This is a genomic window from Candidatus Paceibacterota bacterium, from assembly GCA_035452965.1.
In the GTDB taxonomy this organism is placed as follows: Bacteria; Verrucomicrobiota; Verrucomicrobiia; order Limisphaerales; family UBA8199; genus UBA8199.
In genome coordinates, this window is record DAOTCE010000029.1 from 46,936 (window position 1) to 64,833 (window position 17,898).

Annotated in this window: 18 protein-coding genes and 1 tRNA gene; 7 read left to right on the forward strand and 12 right to left on the reverse strand. The window is 61.8% G+C overall.

Translation table 11 applies throughout. The features are described from left to right. The first annotated feature begins 401 nt into the window (after positions 1-401). On the forward strand, positions 402-1,487 hold the full coding sequence (locus P5205_17550; protein HSA12170.1) for a formylglycine-generating enzyme family protein: 1,086 nt from the start codon (positions 402-404) through the stop codon (positions 1,485-1,487). Positions 1,488-1,854: 367 nt separating this feature from the next. Here the strand turns inward: P5205_17550 and P5205_17555 are convergent, their stop codons facing one another. Beyond that, positions 1,855-2,502 carry a choice-of-anchor E domain-containing protein gene (locus P5205_17555; GenBank protein ID HSA12171.1) on the reverse strand — a complete coding sequence of 216 codons (648 nt, stop codon included), beginning with the start codon at positions 2,500-2,502 and terminating at the stop codon, positions 1,855-1,857. A gap of 571 nt (positions 2,503-3,073) precedes the next feature. Between P5205_17555 and P5205_17560 the strand changes: the two genes are divergently transcribed. Further along, positions 3,074-4,483: a hypothetical protein gene (locus P5205_17560; protein ID HSA12172.1), complete on the forward strand. Its 1,410-nt coding sequence runs from the start codon at positions 3,074-3,076 to the stop codon at positions 4,481-4,483. A 606-nt stretch (positions 4,484-5,089) separates the two neighbouring features. Here the strand turns inward: P5205_17560 and P5205_17565 are convergent. Then, positions 5,090-5,908, reverse strand: a complete 819-nt coding sequence (locus P5205_17565; protein ID HSA12173.1) for a prepilin-type N-terminal cleavage/methylation domain-containing protein — start codon at positions 5,906-5,908, stop codon at positions 5,090-5,092. Between the two features lie 305 nt (positions 5,909-6,213). On the opposite strand from P5205_17565, the gene P5205_17570 reads away from it, so the two are divergent. Continuing rightward, positions 6,214-7,614, forward strand: coding sequence for a TonB-dependent receptor (locus P5205_17570; protein HSA12174.1), 1,401 nt, complete (start codon positions 6,214-6,216; stop codon positions 7,612-7,614). Between the two features lie 12 nt (positions 7,615-7,626). Here P5205_17570 and P5205_17575 read toward each other — a convergent pair whose 3' ends face one another. Continuing rightward, on the reverse strand, positions 7,627-8,130 hold the full coding sequence (locus tag P5205_17575) for a tetratricopeptide repeat protein (protein ID HSA12175.1): 504 nt from the start codon (positions 8,128-8,130) through the stop codon (positions 7,627-7,629). Positions 8,131-8,313: 183 nt separating this feature from the next. On the opposite strand from P5205_17575, the gene P5205_17580 reads away from it, so the two are divergent. The 3 genes from P5205_17580 (at position 8,314) to P5205_17590 (ending at position 10,579) form a co-directional block, all read left to right on the forward strand. Next, positions 8,314-9,090 (forward strand): dienelactone hydrolase family protein, encoded by a 777-nt coding sequence (locus P5205_17580; GenBank protein HSA12176.1) that lies wholly within the window; start codon positions 8,314-8,316, stop codon positions 9,088-9,090. 93 nt (positions 9,091-9,183) lie between these two features. Next, positions 9,184-9,798 (forward strand): 16S rRNA (guanine(966)-N(2))-methyltransferase RsmD, encoded by a 615-nt coding sequence (gene rsmD, locus P5205_17585; GenBank protein ID HSA12177.1) that lies wholly within the window; start codon positions 9,184-9,186, stop codon positions 9,796-9,798. Positions 9,799-9,808: 10 nt separating this feature from the next. Then, positions 9,809-10,579, forward strand: a complete 771-nt coding sequence (locus tag P5205_17590) for an AMP nucleosidase (protein ID HSA12178.1) — start codon at positions 9,809-9,811, stop codon at positions 10,577-10,579. Here the strand turns inward: P5205_17590 and P5205_17595 are convergent. From P5205_17595 to P5205_17625, 7 genes are all read right to left on the reverse strand, one after another. Continuing rightward, positions 10,542-10,952, reverse strand: a complete 411-nt coding sequence (locus P5205_17595) for a DUF488 family protein (GenBank protein ID HSA12179.1) — start codon at positions 10,950-10,952, stop codon at positions 10,542-10,544. The two genes, P5205_17590 and P5205_17595, sit on opposite strands and share 38 nt — an antisense overlap. Before the next feature lie 230 nt (positions 10,953-11,182). Beyond that, entirely contained in the window at positions 11,183-11,632 is a 450-nt protein-coding gene (locus P5205_17600) for a KH domain-containing protein (GenBank protein ID HSA12180.1), read from the reverse strand. A 69-nt stretch (positions 11,633-11,701) separates the two neighbouring features. Further along, positions 11,702-13,489, reverse strand: a complete 1,788-nt coding sequence (gene yidC, locus P5205_17605; GenBank protein ID HSA12181.1) for a membrane protein insertase YidC — start codon at positions 13,487-13,489, stop codon at positions 11,702-11,704. 5 nt (positions 13,490-13,494) lie between these two features. Continuing rightward, positions 13,495-13,740: a membrane protein insertion efficiency factor YidD gene (gene yidD, locus P5205_17610; protein ID HSA12182.1), complete on the reverse strand. Its 246-nt coding sequence runs from the start codon at positions 13,738-13,740 to the stop codon at positions 13,495-13,497. A gap of 71 nt (positions 13,741-13,811) precedes the next feature. After that, positions 13,812-14,201 carry a ribonuclease P protein component gene (rnpA, locus tag P5205_17615; protein HSA12183.1) on the reverse strand — a complete coding sequence of 130 codons (390 nt, stop codon included), beginning with the start codon at positions 14,199-14,201 and terminating at the stop codon, positions 13,812-13,814. An 11-nt stretch (positions 14,202-14,212) separates the two neighbouring features. After that, positions 14,213-14,350, reverse strand: a complete 138-nt coding sequence (rpmH, locus tag P5205_17620; GenBank protein ID HSA12184.1) for a 50S ribosomal protein L34 — start codon at positions 14,348-14,350, stop codon at positions 14,213-14,215. 352 nt (positions 14,351-14,702) lie between these two features. Beyond that, positions 14,703-15,680 carry a hypothetical protein gene (locus tag P5205_17625; GenBank protein HSA12185.1) on the reverse strand — a complete coding sequence of 326 codons (978 nt, stop codon included), beginning with the start codon at positions 15,678-15,680 and terminating at the stop codon, positions 14,703-14,705. Between the two features lie 279 nt (positions 15,681-15,959). Between P5205_17625 and P5205_17630 the strand changes: the two genes are divergently transcribed. After that, positions 15,960-16,035: transfer RNA gene (locus P5205_17630), tRNA-Ile, on the forward strand. Between the two features lie 179 nt (positions 16,036-16,214). Here P5205_17630 and P5205_17635 read toward each other — a convergent pair. Together P5205_17635 and P5205_17640 are read right to left on the reverse strand one after the other, a co-directional pair. Continuing rightward, the gene (locus tag P5205_17635; GenBank protein HSA12186.1) at positions 16,215-16,415 is read right to left on the reverse strand and encodes a helix-turn-helix domain-containing protein; all 201 of its coding nucleotides are present in this window, start codon (positions 16,413-16,415) and stop codon (positions 16,215-16,217) included. Positions 16,416-16,957: 542 nt separating this feature from the next. Continuing rightward, a partial coding sequence (locus P5205_17640; GenBank protein ID HSA12187.1) for a hypothetical protein occupies positions 16,958-17,898 on the reverse strand: 941 nt, incomplete at its 5' end.

Genomic DNA, 17,898 nt, shown 5'->3' on the forward strand with positions numbered 1-17,898 from the left:
CCAAACCCCTGTTGGCTGCCAGCCATACACCCCGAAGCAGGTTGTTTCCCGGAGCGGCAGATCCGGCACACCCACGCCAGTCATTACGGCCACGGCTGACGCGGCCCAAACCGCGGCGTTGCCTCGCGCCGGGCCAAATTGTGACCTTTCGCAGGCACAGATGGAGGCAATTCGTGTCCGCTTCCTGGACGGTTGCCGACCTGCGGGGCCGGGCGCCTGCCTGCGGGCGCGCGGATTGATGATGGTTCCGCATGTGGCTCGTAAAGTGCTTTCCCCTGGTTCCAAACGGCCTGAGCCGAGAGCAGCCTTATTGGGCGGGGCTTTCCGGATCAGCCACAGAAATGCGCATTCCGCCGCACGGGACATTACGGCAACGCGGGATGCCGACGGAGAACATGGTTATGTATTTAGTCAAATCGTTGAATGCAGTGGCACCCGTTTCAAGGAAGCAACGCCCCTCCCTCATGCATGCGCGCCGCGTTTTCCAGCGGCTCTTGCTGATTAGCACGCTGACTCTGTTTGCCGCGTTCAATTCGGCTTCCGCCGATGTTCCTTGCGGCGTGACGAGCGTGCAACTCTACGCGGGAATAACCATCACTGGCGCCGTGGATCGCGTTCACGCGATTCAAACCACCACGACCCCGGCGCAACCGAATTCCTGGGTGGACGTGGCGATCCTCACCCTGCCCAGCAGCCCTTACCTGTATTTCGACACTCAGAACCCCGCCATCGGCAACCGCTTCTACCGGGCGGTCAGAGTGTCTGTCACCACCAACATGATCTACATTCCGCCGGGCAGTTTCACCATGGGCAGCCCGACGAGCGAGGTTGACCGCTGGCCTGAGGAAACACAGCACACAGTGGTGCTGACCCGAGGCTTCTACATGGGCAAATACCCGGTCCGCCAGTCAGAGTACCTGGCGGTCATGGGCGTGAATCCAAGCCGTTTCCCCCCAACCAACGGCTATCCCAACAACCTGAACTGCCCGGTGGAACAGGTGAGTTGGAGCGATGCAACAAATTACTGCGCTAAGTTCACGCAACAGGAGGCTGCGGCCGGACGATTGGCGCCAGGGTGGCACTATCGCCTGCCTACCGAGGCGGAGTGGGAATATGTCTGCCGCGCCGGAACTACCACCCGCTTCAGCTATGGAGATGATCCAGGCTATGTCAACCTGACTGCTTACGCGTGGTACTGGAATAACGGCATGGTCACGACACACCCCGTGGGACAGAAGATGCCCAATCCGTGGGGTTTCTCCGATGTGCACGGCAATGTGCTCGAGTGGTGTCTGGACTGGTATGGAACCTATCCATCCGGGACCGTCACCGATCCGCAGGGGCCAAGTTCAGGCCAGGACCGCGTCTGCCGTGGCGGCCACTACTTCCATTCCGCGGGCAACTGTCGGTCGGCTCAACGCGATCACAAGACCCCAACTATGGTCAGCGACAAGATTGGATTCCGCCTCGTCCTGGCTCCACTGTGACCCTGACGAAGTGGGACCCGCCGAAGCTCGGCCTCGCGTCGTCGCCGCAATCTGCTTTGGCTAATCTCCTTTGCAGGACCGTTAGCAGGCGCCCTCGGATTCTGCCAAGTTCCGGCTGCAGGCCACGACTCCACTGGATACTCACAACCCGCTTCGCGGGTCCTTCATACGCGATTGGAAATTTGAGCAGTTCGTGATCCCTCAGTCTGGTAGGGTGCTTACGCCGAGAGCGCCACCGTTTGGCCGCCTCGGCGAGGCGGCCCCACCCAAGACTGAGGCCTTACGGCAGTTCTGGCTAGGGCTCTGAAATCAAAAGGCCGACTTTCCAGCCGGCCCTTCGATTGAATTGTGAAATTGCCTTATGCGCCTATTGCCTCCTGCGCAACAGCAGAAATGCCCCGACGGCGAACAGTGAGATCATCCCAGGTTCCGGCACAGGTATGTATTCGTAAACTACTTGCACGCTCGCGCTAGCGTAGGTATTGAGCACTGCAGAGATGTTTCCGCCGCCTCCCGCGATCGTCTGCAAAGTTAAGGTGTAGCCTGGCAGAGTAACCGTCCCGGTTCCAGTGAACAATGCCATGTCCACAGGGGCGGTGTAAGTATAATTGACAGTCTGAGAGGCATTAATGGGCCCGTAGGGAGCCCCGGTCATGCTGGGCAGATTCACATACGGAATAAAGGCTGCCAGCGGGGAAGGCTGCAGGAACCCCAGCACGCCCGGCAGGGTCACGGTGAGCATAGAACCGGCCTGGAAATTAAATGTCTGCGGGCCAGTGGAGCCGTTGTAGACTGTCCCGTTCATGTCCACGGTTTCAGTCGCAGCGATATATACCGACTGCAAGCTGCCCAGCGCCGGGTCAAACTGCGTGAGAACAAAATTATCGGTCCACTCCGTTAAGGAGGAGGGATGAGTGGCGGTATAGGTAAGAGTGTCCGCCTTCACTGTGCTCACCATTAAGAACAAGCCCGCTATCGCCAAGCTGAAAATGCAATTCTTGATAAGACTCTTCATATGACACTCGCAATTTTCTTAGGTTGTGACATCTATCGCTGCTAACACTCTCTCACCAACGCATAAAGAGAACCAAGAAAAGGCATTCTCGTCAACAACTTTCTTCAACTTTTCCCGCTTTTTCTTGAACGTGGATTATAGTCCTTTTCCAGGGGGCCCCTTGTCGTTCCCAATACCCGGTCCAAGGTGATCCCACCCAGCCAATGTTACTGATTTATCAGCACTTACACCGCAGGGACCGAAAAGGCCTTCCAGAGTGGGCACGGATCGCAGCCCAAGGCCGCCGCCGCCGCTTCTTAATATGGGCGTAGCACTCGGACCCATGGTTAGTGGTTTCCCGCTGCCGCGGATGCATTCGTGCGCCGCTTGCACCTGGTAAATGACGCCGCTCTTCCTCCAGTTCCAAATCCAGCGAGTCTCCCTTAAACGACTTGGAGTAACCGGTCGCGACGCCCGGCGAACCAGCCGGCGAGGACGCCTGCCCTACCCTTCGTCACTCGTCCTGCGCTGGCACAAGGAATCCGGGGTTTTGTCCTTGCGTGACGAGGGCGGGCGCGGAAAGTTGGAGGTGATGAACTCCTTGCCCATTCGCCTGCTCTGGATGGTGGCGGCTGGCTGGCTGGCCGGCACGCTGTTTGCCGCGGACGAACCGTCCTGGAAGGCCGGCACCGCGCGAGCCAATATCACTCCCGCTCAACCGCAGTGGATGGCTGGTTACGGGTCGCGCACCAAACCGGCGGAAGGCAAGGTGATGGACCTTTGGATCAAGGTGCTGGCCCTCGAAGACGCCCGGGGGCACCGCGCCATCGTCCTGAGCGGCGATCTGCTGGGTTTCCCGCAGTCCATCTACCAGCATACCTGCGCGGCGCTGAAGGAGCAATTCGCGCTGGAACCGGACCAGATCCTCCTCGCGGTATCGCACACGCATTGCGGGCCCGTCCTGCGGGGCGCGCTCTACGACATTTATCCGCTTGACGACGCTCAGATTGCCCTGATCGAGAAGTATTCCGACGAGCTGGAACTCAAGATGGTGGACGCCGTGGGCAGGGCCATTGGCGACCTGGCGCCCGCGCGACTGGCCGCCGGGCAGGGTACCGCCGGGTTCGCGGTCAACCGGCGCAACAACCTGGAGCCGGATGTGCCCAAACTGATCGCGCAGGGCGCTTTGAAAGGGCCGGTGGATCATTCAGTGCCGGTGCTGGCCGTTTACCAGCCCGAGGGCAGGCTCAAGGCGGTGCTCTTCGGATACGCCTGCCACAACACGGTGCTCGATTTCTACCAGTGGTGCGGCGACTACGCCGGATTCGCCCAGCGCGCGCTGGAACAGAGCCACCCGGACGCCACGGCAATGTTCTTCATGGGCTGTGGCGCCGACCAGAACGCGCTGCCGCGCCGCCGGCTTGAACTGGCCGAGCGCTACGGCAACATGCTCGCCGCCGCGGTCGAAGAAGCCCTGCTGGCGCCGCCGCGCAATCTCGCGCCCGAATTGCGGACCTCAATCGAGCCGGTCACCCTCAACCTCGGGCCGGCGCCCACCGAGGCTGAGCTGGAGAAACTCAAGTCCGACAAATCGCCCATGGTGAGCCGGTGGGCAACGCGCCTGCTGGGAGATTTGAAGGCGGGCAAGCCATTCATCCGCACCTGTCCCCTGCCCTTGCAGGCCTGGCAATTCGGTGGCGAACAACTGCTGATCACGATCGGCGGCGAGCCGGTGGTGGATTGGGCGCTCAGGCTCAAGCAGCAGTTCGGCCCCCGAACCTGGGTCGCCGGCTACTGCAACGACGTGATGACCTACATCCCCTCGCTGCGCGTACTCCAGGAGGACAAGCCGCCGGTGGCCCGGTCGCGCTGGGGCTACGAGGGCGCGCAAGCAATGCTGGTTTACGGGCTGCCGGCGTGGCGGTGGGCCGATGATGTCGAAGCGCTGGTTGACGCGGGCGCCCGCCGCGCCGTCGAGCGCGTTCTAACCTTGGGAAAGTGATTCCTGACCCGAAGGAAGGCCCGGCCCTCAAGCCTTCCAAGAGCGGCTCAGTCACCGTGTGCCACCAAGGCGCCCGGCCGGTAGAAAAGGTGCATCACCAATTCCCGGGAAGTGCGAACGGTGGTTCTTACCCGCACAACCCGGATGGTCGAGGCACAGGATGTAAACGGTCATCATTGCTTCCCGGCCACGACCAGATGGGCACCCCTGGCATCCAACCCGCGCACTGTCCATTTTTTGGACAGTGTTGCTGCCTGTCAGCCTTATCCAGTCCCCGCTGACCTCGCCACGTTTGGCTTGGCGTTACGGTGACACTACGGTGGTGCTACGGTGTGGTTCCCATGGGGAGCGCTCCCCATGGGAACCACACCGTAGCCTGGCCACACTGACAAGCCATCCCCCAGCCAGCCGCAAGCCAAGCCCGGCCCGCGGCAGCACCGTAAAGGCGCCGTCACCCGTCCGGCGGCGGTGTTGGAGATGAAAAGGGGAGTCCGATACGGCGAATCGCCCTCGGAGCTCCCCAGGAAACCGCGAAGAGTAACAAAAAAGGCATCCTTGCGGATGCCTTTCTGTTTGCTCGATTGAGCTAAATCACTCTAACTCGGGTTACGGGAGGAGAATACGATTGCAACCTGCTCCAGCCGAGGCGCCGGTGGCGAGGGTGTAGAGACCTTGGGCGCGGCCGTAGTCACCGGAGTTCTTCAGCGCTTCCTGCAGACGCGAGCGGCTGAAACCCTGGCAACTGCCATCCGCCAGGCCAACGTTGCCCTGCTTCGAGTGCATGTTGTCCATGAAGGAGGGGCCCTGGTTATTGTTGAAGTTGGTGCCCAGCGAGACCTTCGAGATACCCGTGCTCGGAGCGGCCAGGTAAGCGAGGGTCGGAGGGTTGCCATTCCCGCCCAGGTTATGGTCCCCGGTCAGGAACATCTGCGGCTGCGTTTCCTGCGCGTCAGCGCCGACGAAGTAGCTGATATTCAGGTCGTTGGTGTAAGGAACCTGGCTGGCAACGGTGCCCGAGTTGTCCGGGGCGAAGCTGGTCGCCGCCATGCGCTGAGAGGTCTCATACTCCGACGGGCAGAAGAGAATCTTCGGCGTGCTCAGTTCGTTGGAGCAGGCCAGGAAAATCTTGCACGCGCCTTCACTTGTAACCTGGGTGCCCAGGACCCGGGCCTTGCTCACGGTCTCGGAGGCACCGCCCTGAGCGTAGGGCAATTGCATCGGCATGCTGCCGTCGTTGTCAATTGCGAAGGTGCGCATGGCCAAGCCAACCTGCTTGAGGTTGTTGGTGCAGCTGATGCGTTGGGCCTTGGCCTTGGCGCGAGCCAGGGCGGGCAGCAACAGGGCAGCCAGAATGGCGATAATGGCAATGACGACTAACAACTCGATTAGAGTGAAAGCCCCGATCTTTCTGCGTAGGTTCTTCATAAACTTTTAATGGTTTCTATTGTTGTTTTGGCAAACAGACCGCGAGCTTTACCGAAAGCATCCACGCTGTCAACCCGAATTGACTTTTCCCTTAGCAATGGCGGTGCCACGGGGCTTTTTCTGCAAATACCTAAGGAATACGCAAGGTGCATCCGCGCAAGCGGTGAGATTTTCACGCGTTTTGCGTGAGGCTCACGCGTCTTATCGCGCGGGGCGAGAGCGAATTTCAGGCTGGATCGCTTGAAATCAAGAGCTTCTGATGGGAGTATGTCCTCGCGACGAGGCTGGCGGGAGGCTTCGGCTGTATGGCTAACGAAAGACTGGATACCAATCAGAAGGCGCAGCAGGTCAACCACGACGCCCAACGCTACGGCACGTTCGCGGAGATCGGCGCCGGGCAGGAGGTGGTGCGCTGGTTCTTCCGAGCCGGGGGCGCGGCGGGCACGGTGGCCAAGACGATTTCGGCCTACGATATGGCGGTCAGCGACGCGATCTACGGCCCGACCGATTACTACGTGAGCCGGCAGCGCCTGCGCTCCATGCTGGACTACGAGTACGGTCTGCTGCTGGAGAGGCTCGACAAGACCCGCGGGTCCAAGGCGGCGTTCTTTGTTTTCGCCGACACGGTGGCCACACGGCGCGAGGCGGGCCGGGGCTGGCTGGGCATCCGGTTCCAGGCGGAATCGGGATCGGACCCGTCGGAGATCATCCTCCACGTGCGAATGCTGGACAAGGAGAGCGTGCGGCAACAGGAAGCGTTGGGAGTGCTGGGCGTGAACCTGATCTATGGCGCGTTTTACCTGCACCACCAGCCGGAGGCGCTCATCCGGTCGTTGCTGGATGACCTGACCTGGGAGCGGGTGGAGGTGGATATGATCCGCTTTGGCGGGCCGGCGTTCGCCGGTGTGGATAACCGGCTCATGGCCCTGCAACTGGTCCGGCAGGACCTCACCGAGGCGGCGATGTTCACCGCGCAGGGCGAGGCGGTGCAGTGGGCCGAACTGCTGCACCAGAAGCCCGTGCTGGTCCAGCGCGGCAGCTTCAACCCGCTCACCAAGGCTACCCTGGATTTGCTGGAGCGCGCGCTGGAGCAGTTTGTGCGGGAGCCGGAGCTGAACGGGGAAACGCCCGTGGTGCTCATGGAGATGACGTTGCGGCAACTGACCAGCGGAGACCACATAGACGAGGGAGACTTCCTGAATCGCGCGGACATGCTCAGCGCCCTGGGCCAGACGGTGCTCATCTCCAACTTCCGCCGGTTCCACCGGCTGGCGGCCTATTTGTCCCGCTACACCCAGCGGCCCATCGGCATGGCGATGGGCGCTTCCAAGCTGGCGGAGTTGTTCGACGAGAAGTTCTACAACGAGAGCGAAGGAGGAGTGCTGGGCGGCCTGGGCCAGCTCTTTAAGAACGCAGGGCGCCTCTACATCTCCCCGCATCTCGACCTGGAGTCCGGTCACCAGTTAACGGTGGAGAACTTCCCCGCGCCAGCGCATCTGCGGCACCTTTACGCCCACCTCGTGGAGAACCGTTTCATTCAGGCCCTCCGCAAATTCAACGCCGAGTTGCTGCCCATCCGTTCGCAGGACGTCCTGACGAAGATAAAGGCCAACGATGCCTCCTGGGAGCAACTGGTGCCCCCGATGATTGCGGAGATCATCAAGCGGGATCGGCTGTTTGGGCACGAGGCAAGCCCGCGGCATTGAATCAACGCCAGGCTAGAGTTTCTTGATCTCCGTCCAGAGCGGTTCCAGGTCGGAGTCGCCGAGCGCCATCTGTTTGATCTTCTCCTTCCCGCCGATCACGATGGCGCGCTTGAGCCAGTCTCGCGCGGCCTCCAGTTGCCGCATTTGGCAGGCGTAACAGGAGAGGTTGAACGGGATGATCGCTTCTTTGGGAAACTTGTCGAAGGCCGGCAGCAGCGCCTTCCAGGCCTTTTGCACACCGCCGTCCGGAACGCGGCGCAGGGCGTAGGCCTGGTGCAGCCAGCCGGTTGGCCGCTTTGGCGCGCGACGGAGCAAGGTCTGGGCAATTTGCAATCCTTCCACCCAGCGCCGTTCGTGCGCCGAGATGGACCAGCGCACCTCCAGCACGTCCGGGTGGTCCTGGTGTGCCGGGCTGATCTGGGCCAACTCCGCCCTGGCTTCGGCGGGATTCCCCAGCTCCAGCCAGCCGATAGCGCCGCGGAGATAGTGTGTGTCGGGCGGTTCCAGTTTGTCCATTGCTCGATCATAGCCTAGCACCAATCCCGCTCGCTGAAAACTCCCGGTTGGGCCTGCGCACCGGGAAATCAAATGCCCCGCCCTTCGGCCCGTCCCGCTCAATTCGCGTCCCGCGTCTCACGCCGTGCGTTTCAAGTTGCCCAACGGTTGGCGTTTTGACCGTTCGGGGTTATCTGTGTGGGTATGAGATGTCTTTTTGCCGCACTGCTGAGTTTGGGCTGCGCCGTGACCGCCGGGGCGCAGGTTCACACCGAAACTATCGAATATCCCCAGGGAGATACGATCCTGGAAGGCCACCTGGCTTACGACCGGGCGGTCCAAGGCAAGCGGCCCGGTGTGCTGATCATTCACCAGTGGAAGGGTTTGTCGGACTACGAAATGAAGCGCGCCGGGATGCTGGCCAAGCTCGGCTATAACGTCCTGGCGGCGGATATTTACGGCAAAGGGATTCGCCCCGGGTCAAGCCAGCAAGCCGGGGCCGAAGCCGGCAAATACAAGAACAACCGCGACTTGCTGCGCGCGCGCGCCCAGGCCGGGCTGGCAGCCTTGCAGAAGCATGAGCTGACGGACCCGAAGCGAGTCGCCGCGATCGGGTATTGCTTTGGCGGCACGGCGGTGATCGAGCTGGCGCGCAGCGGGGCGGACATGGCCGGCGTGGTGAGCTTTCATGGCGGGCTGGATTCGCCCCAGCCCGAAGACGGCAAGAAGATCCAGTGCAAGGTGCTGGCGTTGCATGGCGCGGACGATCCGCACGTAGCCGCCAAAGACCTGGCGGCGTTCGAGGATGAGATGCGCCAGGGCAACGTGGACTGGCAACTGGTGCAATACGGCGGCGCGGTCCACAGCTTCACCGACTGGAACGCCGGCGACAACCCGCAGCGCGGGTCGGCGTATAACGAGCGGGCGGACCGACGCTCCTGGGAGGACATGAAGCAGTTCTTCGCGGAGATCTTCAGGTAAAGCCTGCTGGCGGCGGGCGATCGTCCGCGCCTGCCCTCGCTTCTGCGGATGTTTGGGCTCGCGATGGCACTCTCCCTTCCGGTATAGTCCGTCATGCGCATTACGGGTGGAATGGCCGCTCGCCGAATTCTGAAGGTGCCGAAGGGGCTGTCCGTGCGGCCCACGCCGGACCTGGTCAAGCAGGCGGTCTTCAACAGCCTCGGGGGCCGCGTGGTCGGGGCGCGGGTGCTGGAGCTGTTCGCCGGCACCGGAGCGCTGAGTCTCGAATGCCTGAGCCGCGGCGCACAGATGGCGGTATGTGTGGAGAAATCGGCGCGCCACGCCGAAGTGCTGCGCCAGAATTTTCAAGCCGCCGGCTTCCCGCCCGAGACGTTGCAGTTGCGGGTGCAGGATGTGTTCGCCGCCCTGGCCCAACTGGCAGCGGCGGCGGAGCAGTTCGATCTGGTCCTGGCGGACCCGCCCTACGGCGAGAAGAATGTCGGCCACCGCTCGACGTCCTTCGCCCAGCGGCTGCTGGACGAAACGGCGCTGCCCGAGGTGCTGGCGGCGGACGGCTTGCTGGTGCTGGGCCACGCCCGGCGCGATACGCTGAGCGTGCCGGACTGCTGGCAGGAGCGGAAGCGGCTCAAGCACGGCGACAGCATGATGCGGTTCCTGCGCGCCGAACGCGGAGCTCCGGCCGCGGGCCGGAAAGAACCGCAGGGATGATCAAAGAGCGATGAAAAGCAAAGACGAGATCGTGACGGACTGGCTGCCGCGCTACACCGGCACGCCGCTGGCGGAATTCGGGAAATACATCCTGCTGGTCAATTTTGGCAACTACGTGCGCCGGTTCGCCGAATGGCACAAGGTGCCCGTGCGCGGCGAAGACCGCCCCATGCTTAACGCCACCGCCCGGGGGATTACCATCATCAACTTCGGCATGGGCAGCGCCAACGCGGCGACGATCATGGACCTGCTGTGCTCGGCACAGCCCAAGGCCTGTCTGTTCCTGGGCAAGTGCGGCGGGCTGAAGCGGAAGAACAAGCTGGGCGACCTCATCCTGCCCATTGCCGCGATCCGCGGCGAGGGAACCTCGAATGATTATTTCCCGCCCGAGGTGCCGGCCCTGCCCGCCTTCAGCCTGCAGAAGGCCATCTCCACCACCATCCGCAATTACAAGCGCGATTACTGGACCGGCACGGTCTATACCACCAACCGCCGGGTGTGGGAGCACGATGAGGATTTCAAGAAATACCTGCGCCGCATCCGGTGCATGGCCATTGACATGGAAACGGCCACGATCTTCATCACCGGTTTCCACAACGAGATACCCAGCGGCGCCCTGTTGCTGGTGTCGGACCAACCGATGGCCCCGGAAGGCATAAAGACCTCCCTGAGCGACCAGCGCGTCACCGCGGACTACACGGATATGCATCTGCGCGTGGGGATTGACTCTCTTTGCCAGCTTATCAACCAGGGCCTGACCGTGAAACACTTGCGGTTTTAACCCCGGGGCCGGCCAGTTTCTTCTCCAGGAACGTCCGCAAAGCAGCGGCGTTGTTATGCCGGGTGTCGCGGGCGGCGAACAGAAGCGTGACAATACCGTCACAAGCCGCTTGCAGGATTGGCTGCCAGGCTCGCGGGTTCTGCTCCAACTCGGCGGCATAGCGGCGCTGGAACTCTTCCCACTTCGCCGAGTCATGGTTGAACCAGTGGCGCAATGAGTCGCTCGGGGCAACTCCCTTAAGCCAGCCCGCCAACTGCAGCTTCTCCCACGTTACGCCCCGCGGCCAGAGGCGATCCACCAGCAGCCGGGCGCCATCGTTCGGCGTCGGCGGGTCATATACACGCCTTATGTGAATCCCATGCACATAGTACATTACTTGGCTGCGGCGAATGGTCAAAGGCAGGGACGGCCGACTGTTCAGCCCGGACCGCGAGCCAGCTCCAGCCTGCGGTCTGTCATTGGCGGGCGCTCTAAACCCGGTGTGGCAGTGTCGAGCGGGTGTTGCTCCAAGCATTTCAGTGGAGGGGCGACCACTCCATGCACTGATGAACCCAACACAATAGGAGCAGGACGCCCCCGCTGCTGCGGCTGGACGGCGCTCCGTCAGTGCTTGGGACGAAGGAGAATGGCCTTCTTCTCTGTGCCTTCCACTTCGACGCTGTGGGTTTCAACGCCGGGATCGTCCTTGAGCGCCTGGTGAACAATACGGCGGTCGAAGGCGCTGAGCGGTTCCAACTCGACTACGTCGCCCCAGCGCCGCACCTTCTCGGCGGCTTCCTTGGCTTTCCGGACGAGGGCCTCGCGGGCCTGGGCGCGGTATCCGCTGACGTCCACCGTGATCTTGGGCACGGTGGGATCTTGCTGGAAGAGCAGCCGGTTGGTGATGTACTGGAGGTCGGCCAGCGTCTGGCCCTGGCGCCCGATCAACCGGCCTGAGTCGTCGGTCTTCACGTCGAGCAAAGTGCCGTCTTCCAGGCGATGCTCCTCGACCGTGGCGGGGAAGCCAAGGAGGTCCAGTATTTTCTGCAGGGTGGTTTGAGGTTCAGCAGGCATAACCTAGTCCAGAGTTGAGCGTTAAGAGTGCAGAGTCAGTTGCCGCAGGTCGCCGGTTCTACTGGGCCTCTATTTCCTCTTTTTCTGCGGCGCCGTCAAGACCGGAGCTTTGACGGGAACAGCGGGTTCCGGGGTGGTCCGGGTGAGCATGGTCTGCGCAATGGTCAGCAGATTCTGCACGGTCCAATAAAGGGTAAGACCGGCGGAGAAGTTGTAGAGGAACACCAGGAACATGAGCGGCATGTAACGCATCATCTTCGCCTGCATCGCGTCCATGCCGGGCGAGGGAGGGGTCAGGCGCGCCTGCCACAACATAGTCGCCCCCATGATGAGCGGCAGAAGGTTGAAGGGAAAGCCCGTCCCGGGAATGGTGAAGAGCGTGTCGGGCTTGGACAGATCCTTGACCCAGAGGAAATGTTCTCCGCGCAGCTCGAAGGCGCTTTGAATCATCTTGTAGAAGCCAAAGAAAATCGGGATCTGCAGGAGCATGGGCAGGCAGCCCCCGAGCGGGCTGACTTTGTGCTCCTTCATGAATTCCATTGTCTTCTTGTTCATCTTGGCCGGATCATCCTTGTACTTGTCTTTGATGGCCTTCATCTGCGGCTGCAGCGCCTGCAGGCGCTTCATCGAACGCGTGCTGGCCTGCGTCAGCGGCCAGAAGACGAGTTTGATGATGAAGGTAATGGCAATGATGGCCCAGCCGTAGGAAAGACCCAGCGCGTGGTGCAGCCAGTTCATCGCCAGCAACAGCGCCTTGGCGAAGAAGCCAAAGAACCCGCCATAGCCCATCACCAGGTCAATGTTGTTGTTGAAGCGGCTGCCCAGGCGGGCGAGGGTCTGGTACTCCTTGGGGCCGGCGAACAGGGAAACCTGGTTGGTGAACGCCTGGCCGGGCGCGAGAATCTGGCCGGGATAAATCAGCGCCCCTTCGTAACCTTCGGGCGGTGGTTTGCTCGCAGACGCCGGCGTGGCATCCGCGCCCGTCGGCCGGGGCAGGATGATCTTGTGGGCAACGACCGCCTTCGCCGGCTGCTCGGGCATCAGTGCCAGGGTGAAGAATTGGTTGTGGGCGGCCGCCCATACTACGTTGTCCGCGCCCGCCCGGTACTCCGCGGGGGGTGTGCGCGGCATGCAGGCGAACCCTGTTGAGGAAAAGAAGCTCGCTCCCGCCTCGTCGGTCTTCGCGCCGTTGTACCACATCACGCCAATGACCATGCCGTTGTCATCGGGCCCCATGGGGGTAGCCGTGCCGATGATCCATTGCTGGGCGGGCAACGTCAGGGGCTGGGACGACCGGTTTTCCAACCGGACGGTCGCGGCGACCAGGTAGTTGGTGCTGAGGCGAAACTCCTTCACGATGCTGAGGCCGTTGGTCAGGCTCTTCTCCGCGCGCACGCCGCCGTCAATCCGGTTCAGCCGGAAGATGCCGTCCCCCTGCACCGCTTCGCCGCCGAGGAGCGCAAGAGTTGGCGGGCGCGTGACGGAGTTCAGGGTGGCCAGGACGTTGGTCTGCGGCGCTTGCTTGCGGCGCGGGGATTCTCTTTCCAGCAGTTCCACCAGCTTCAAGCCGCCGCCATGCGAGCTGAAGGTGTAGCGCGCATTGTCGTTCGCTACCGTAAGCAACTCCTCCGGCACATCGGCGGTCACTAGGGGTTGCGGGGCGGGAGCCGGTTGCTCGAGGACGGGCGCGGTGACGGCGGGTGGGGCAGCCCAGTTGGTCGTGGTAACCGTCGCTACAGGCGCATTGGTGGCGCCTGGCGGCAACGGCTTGGGCGGATAGAGTTTATTGACCAGCGGATACCATAGCATCAGCACAAGAAAGCAGATGACCAGGGCTATGATTGATTTGCGATCCATGCTGGCTAACGCGGTTGCGGAGGAGTTCTTGGGTCCAAAGTCAATAGTCCAAGCTCTAAAGTCGGATGGCTGTGGACTTCAGGCTTCGGTTCGGGCACGGGGTCATCGCCGCAGCCGCCCCAGGGGTGGCAGCGGGCAACCCGCCGGACGGCCAGCCAGGTCCCAGCCACCGCACCGTGCCTGCGCAAGGCGTCAATCGCATATTCCGAGCAACTCGGCGTGAACCGGCAGCGCCCGGCGGGGCCGAACAGAGCTGTCTTGGCCGGCGAGAGGACCCACTGATAGAGCCGCACGCAAAAGACTAGAATGTGCTGGGCAGCGTTCACTCGACTCGGCCGCCGGCCGGCTTCAGTAGTTTGCCTCTGCGAAGCGCCGTCAGGAAATCCCGTTCGACCTCGGCCAGGCCTCGGCCCGCGATCGAATGCCGCGCCACGAGCACCAGGTCCACCGGCGCCGTCAGATCGTGCTGATGGAGGCGGTAGGCCTCGCGCAGGAGTCGCCGCGCGCGGCTGCGAACCACCGCCCCGCCGATCTTGCGGCCGGTGATAACGCCCAGACGCGAGGCCGAATCGGCCGGCAACCGCTGCCAGTTGGCAATAAGGCAACCGGTGGCCAGGCGCTCTCCAGCCTGGCGCAGGCGGGCGAAATCCCGCCCGTGCTTCAGGCGCGCCGCGCGGTCAAACCGCAGACGCTGTGGCGTTGGGACGGCCATGGGCCGACGGCCTATACCGGGGTTAGGCGCTTGCGCCCCTCGCGGCGGCGATTCCGCAGGATACCGCGCCCGCTCTTGGTGGCTTTGCGCGCCAGAAATCCGTGCTGGCGTTTCCGCCTGATCTTCGATGGTTGGTATTGTCGTTTCATAAATCAATTTGGTCCGTCGCCCGCTGATCTGCCTCCTAAATGACGCTGCATCAGGAAACACTCCGTTAACGGAGCGGGGCAGCATATCAGCGGGCAGTCAGGTGTCAAGCCGACCTAAAGCCTCCGAAAGCGTCAGGACTGCATCATGCTCGTTGGTTCGATAAGGACGTTGCTCCGAGAGGTCGGGGCTTGCGCGGAAGCGGACACCTCGGCGTGGCGTCCCTGCCAACGGATTGTCGAGCTTGAAGACGGCCAGGTGTGGGATGAACGCGATGCGTCAGGCCGCGCGAGGCAGCGGTGCGGGCCGACAAGGCCGTCATAGCGTTGCGCGATAGCGATCGGTTCCTCATGATCACGGAGACGTGCTTTCGTCCAATGCTCGGTGCGCACGACGAATCCCATGCAGCGTCACGGCCGCGCAGAACAGTTTCAACGCCTGGATGAACGATAGTCCATGCCACGAAAGTGTGGTAATTCGATCAATCGCGTGCATTGACACCAGGCTCACCAGCGAACTCGCCAGGTACAAAGAGAAGGCGAACAGCAGTAGCCGGCGCGAACTGCGCGCGCGCCAAATGAACAGGAGGAGGACCATCGTGGCCGCGATGGTGCCGCTGATCACAACTTTCTGGAGCGCGGCCCGCGGGTAATACAAATCCCCCACTCGTGCCATCGCCCGCACCTGGGCGCCCAGCCAACTCTCCAGCCCAAACAACTCCCATAGGCAGGCCAGGGCCAACAGGACGGCCAGCATCTGCCACCAGCGCTCGCCCGAGCCCAGAGTGGCGCCTTTCGCCGGCTCGCCGGCCCCCCAGGCAAGCACGGCGGCGGCTAGAAACACCAAGGCCGTCAGCCAGGATGGGAGTGCCGCAGGCCGCGGGTGGCCGTTCGAGTCGTCACCCGGCGACTGCAAACGCAATGGCTCCAGCCGGGTCTCCACTCTCTCGGCCGCGTTGCTGCTCACGGGGATGACCTCCGTGGTCGTTACCATCGTGTGGTCCTGCCACTCCCCCGTCCGGCTCAGGAAAATAATACCGGTGACGAACTGCAGCCCGTTGACTGGTGGCACCATGATCTCGAAGTCGAACGTTCCACCCTCGCGGCCCACAGGAACGGATCCTCCGCTGGCCAGGTAGCCCATCGTTTCATCGCGTGTCGGCCCCCAGTGGAGATCGGCGCATAGACGGGAGGGTTCCGCCAACGGCGCCAAATGCACTCGCAGCGGCAAAGTCTGACTCGCAACGGCGCGGCGGGGCGCCTCCACCCGCAGCCAGCCGGCACGTGGCTCCGAACGATCCAGCAGCCACCAGACGGTTGCCGCCGCTGCCACGAGCAAGATTAGCCCGGCACAACCTCGGCGTTTGGCTCTCGGCTCAAGCCCCATAGGCCAGCTTGGGAGGCATCCTATCCATTACGGCGGAGAGTAGGACGGCTCCCTGCCTGCTCAAGCACGAAGTTCGACGGCTCCCACCTTGACCGCTTCAAGGCCAGGGCGAAGGAGCGAAGCGACTCCGCCGAAATGGCTTGCCTCCGGTGCCGAGTCAGGCGAAATAGATGCCCAATGGTTCGTGTTGGATGCTCGGCCCGCAAGGCAGGTTTCCAACCGTTCGGGCCCATAGCTCAGTGGTTAGAGCAGGCGACTCATAATCGCTTGGTCCCAGGTTCAAATCCTGGTGGGCCCACCAGCGAGAAACACCCTGAAAACAAAGGGGAATATCCACTTCCGGGATTTGAGGCCGCACCCATCGAAAAACCATGCTTGGCCAATTCTTGGCCAATTTTGAAGTGGTTTTTTCTGCGGTGCTCATGCGTTGAGATTTTCGACCACTCACCCACGATTGCAATGCGATTTGAACCGGGTGTTTCACGAGAGACGGGCGTGGTTGCCGTTATTCAGATACCGGTCGAGTTCGGTGCGCGGGATTAGGACGCGGCGCAAGCCTGACAGCTTGCGGAGCACCTTGCGGCGCACGAGACGGCGCACCGTTTCCTCGCAGACGCCGAGTTCTGTTGCACTGCTTTTCACGTCGAGAGTCTGGCATTCGATGGTTGCTGTTGCGTTCATACTCATTCTTTCATGTGGCAACAGGCTACGACCCACCGCAATTTCTTGGGTGTAGTGGATACACAGAATGCACACCCCGCTCGCACGTTCAGGCGAACGAAAAGGCAAAGCAACACCGATGGAAAACTCGCGAAGCATCCAAACCGAATCGAACGGCTTGGCTCTTGAAGAAGTGGCTCCTACAGGCAGCCCGAATCAGGAGTGTTTGACTGCCGGCTGGGAACGTCACCCATGATTAGGCGTGTGCGCCCACCGTCAGCATCTGAAGACATGCCAGGAGATGCGAGCATGATTCCCACAACAGCGCGCGTTTGAGGTGAGGTCGGTATTGGAGGCGGTGACTTGCGCTTGCGGAAGAGCAGCCAGGAAATTGCAGCAAAGCACACACATGCGAACAGCATGAACGGATAGACCCCGTTGTCCATGAACTCCCAAAGCTCATGCAGCAGTTTTCCGATATGTAGAACCGGGTCTTGCATTTCTTGATATGTTCGCCATTGCATTTTCGTGGATGAGGTTTGGGGTGTCAAGTTGCCGGCTCGTTACACAGACACTCCAGCGCGCCGCTTTTGACGAACGGTTTTGGCGACATTTCGGGTTTCAGAGTTTTTCTGCGTGTTGTCGTCCGGCGGTTCAGCCTCGACCTGGCTCGGGGCTTGGTTCTTGGTCAGATCGAGCTTCTCCTCGATCTCGCTCTGGCGGCGGCAAAGGTGTTGGTAGTGCTCCTCTTTCTCGAACGGTGCGCCGACTTTGGATTCAAGTTCCTTGCCCCGCTTGTGTGCATCAGCGATATCGGTTTCGAGTTTGGCAGCCCGTTCCTCAAAGCCTTGAACCGTCACTTCCAACGATCGGATCGTGCCCAATGCTGTGTCCGTGACACGAGCGGCGTAGCTGTTGCTGCCACGCACGACGACTTCGACGGTATTGTTGAAGCTGGGACGAAGAAACAAATCGAAGCCCGCGAAGCACCCGATACGCACATCATCGCCGAAACGGTTCTTCAACTTCTCCGCCCGGCGCAGAATCAACTCACCTGCAATACCCCGGTTGTTGGTTTCTTGGCCGTCGAGCTCAATGATGAACTTGTCACCCGAGGTGTCCTGGCGAAGCGTGATGTCCTGACGGAGATTGGTGAGCCGGGCAGTGAACATTTCCGCGTCCTCGTGCGAGCGGCGCAGATTTGAGCGGATACGGTATTGCTCCTCGGCATGAGCGGAGCGCAACCGAGTGAGGCGCATGAGTTCGGCGTCCACCTGGGCTTTCTCGATTACCAGCGGGTTGCCGGACGCGATGGCCTTGACCTCGGCGTAGGTCAGTGCGGCAGAGTCAAGGTCTTCAAGACGGCGGATCGTCATGTCGCCGCTCATAACCTGGGCGATGAACTTGGCCTTCGTCTCCAAGGTTTGCCACATGTAGGCGTCGAACGAGCCTTCGGTGACGTAGCGGAAAACCGAGACGACTGCGTTCTTATTGCCCTGCCGCA